This window comes from Moorena sp. SIO3I8 (genome assembly GCF_010692325.1).
GTDB lineage: Bacteria > Cyanobacteriota > Cyanobacteriia > Cyanobacteriales > Coleofasciculaceae > Moorena.
The window spans coordinates 1-2,378 of sequence record NZ_JAAHHW010000277.1; the positions used below are offsets into that span (position 1 = coordinate 1).

The following is a 2,378-nucleotide window of genomic DNA, read 5'->3' on the forward strand; positions in this document are numbered from 1 at the left end:
TATTAAACTAAGCCGGTGAGTCGCCTCACCGACTCGTCTTCAGAACCGGACGTGACATTTTCACATCATCCGGCTCCTCATCAAACGGAACCACTGACATTGGTACCTCTAGAACGGATTTTCATCTAACTCCGAAGAGTTGACCTTGATTCCGTGTTTGGCGTCGTGGCAATGGAGGTGTAGTACTTCTAGATTTTTATCTAGATTATTTCCTCCTAGAGCGCGTGGTATGATGTGATGTTTTTCCAACAAATCCCCATCTCTGAAGGTGAGACCACAATGAGCGCACTTCCCTTTTTGCCTTTTCAAAAGCCTTCCCTTTTGACTAGTCATTTCAGGATGATTTCTCATTCTGGTGTTCCAATAAATTAGGTCTCCATCGTAAGGACTTCTGGCTTCTTGGACCTTAACATGCCGTACTATTTCGGTTTTGGCGTGTTTAGGAAGGTAGTTATCCTTATCGGTCATAAACATCCAGTTATCTTTATCGACAGTCCCCCAATATTTCTTGGTTACCCAAGATTTTGATTTGTTTGGGTGTCTCCTGTATCCCCATCTTTGGAGTTTATTCCAGAGCATATTTCCCAAATCATCGAAGATTTCTTTACTACAGACTGACCTATAGTAATTGCACCATCCTCTTATAATGGGTTTTAAGTAGCTAATCAAGGCTTCCTGTGGGGCAGCTCTGTGCTTGTTTATGGCTGTTGAGAGCTGCTCGTAATGCTTTGAAATTGCTTCTTTAGATGGTTTGATGATGGTTTTAAAGCCTCTTTTCGAGTGATTTTTACCTACTTTGTAGTGACGTATGTTGAATCCTAAGAAGTCAATTCCATCATATAAGTTGGTAATTTTTGTTTTACTGGGCTTTAATTCCAGCCCCATGCCTTTTAACCATTCTTTGATGACTTCCTTGTATTCTTCTACCACTTTTTGGTCTTGGTGTAGTATTACGAAATCATCCGCATATCTTATAAAAGCTAACCCTCTTTTATAATGGGTTTTCTTTTTCTTTACGGTATTTGCGTGTTCCCACACCGCTTTTTCCATTCCGTGAAGGGCTATGTTCGCTAAGAGTGGAGATATAATTCCACCCTGAGGGGTGCCCTCTTCTGTAGGTGAGAATACTCCGTTATCCATTATTCCAGCTTTTAGCCAGGACTTAATTAAACGTCTTAATGATGGATAAGTATTTAATTTTGTTAGTAGTGCATCATGGTTTATTTTATCGAAGCATTTAGCAATATCTGCATCTAAAACCCATTTTTCCTTTTTGTTTGAGTTTTTAAATATTGCTTCAATAGCATCGTGGCAGGAGCGTCCTGGTCTGAACCCATAGGAGTTAGATTCAAATTTTGCCTCCCATTCAGGTTCCAGTGCCTGTTTGGCCAGGGCTTGTAGGGTGCGGTCATACATAGTTGGGATACCCAGAGGACGTTTTTCCTTTCGTCCAGGTTTAGGAATCCAAACCCTTCTGGTGGGTTGCGCCTTTTTAGAAAAATTTTTTAGGCTGGCTACTAAGGCGAGACGCTGCTTATTGGTTAAAGCTTTTACCCCGTCTATTCCGGCAGTCTTTTTGCCTTTGTTTTCTTGAGTAACCCGTCTGACCGCAATCATTTTAGCTGACCAGGATTTCATCAAGGTCTTTTGGAGCTTTTTTACCACGCGGACGTCACCACGGCTTGAGGCTTGATATATACGTTTTTGCAACTTAAACACGGTCAGTTCTAGCTTTCGCCATTTGACTTTGTTCCATTCCGACTGTGGGGCGAACCCCCGAGTTTTAGACATATCAATTGCTACTTACATCCATATCATTTCCGTTTGACGTGAGTCCGTCAGCATATCCTGGGCATTACCCCAGGCATTGGCTTCTGACTCAATCTTCCCTCCATATGACTTGCGGCTAACTACCTACTCAATAATCGACCTTATTGAGAATACATATGGGGGTTATTTCGTTCCTGATAACCATTTTGTGAACCTTTAGGGTGATACTATTCACCGGGAATAATTTTGGGAAATCCTTAAATAGTCCGGGAACTATTTGAGCCTTTATTCCGTTGACTATTTGTCTGTAGCGTGTCAAACCTTATTTCGCTACGTTACCATGACGATGATTCGGACGTACCTTTCTCTCGTACCCGTGGGTTCTTTTGCCTGTTACTAACACCGGTCAGGTTAATGGTGCTTCACTGTTCGACCCTTGCATCAATCCATGAATTTGTTAGTTTCATGAATCAGGGTAGGGCTGTCACTCGGATTTCACGAGGGGTGGAATTTCACCACCATGGTTATCAAGTTGTCATGGTTCATTTAACCAAGCAGCTAATCCTCCAAATCCTTATTGGATAAGGTTTATAGCTAACGAATCGCAC

General features: G+C 42.0%; 1 protein-coding gene. It reads right to left on the reverse strand.

Features of this window, described 5'->3' with window-relative positions; translation table 11 throughout:
• Nucleotides 1-108 precede the first annotated feature (108 nt).
• On the reverse strand, nt 109-1,791 hold the full coding sequence (ltrA, locus tag F6K51_RS36115) for a group II intron reverse transcriptase/maturase (RefSeq protein ID WP_293030694.1): 1,683 nt from the start codon (nt 1,789-1,791) through the stop codon (nt 109-111).
• Nucleotides 1,792-2,378 lie beyond the last annotated feature (587 nt).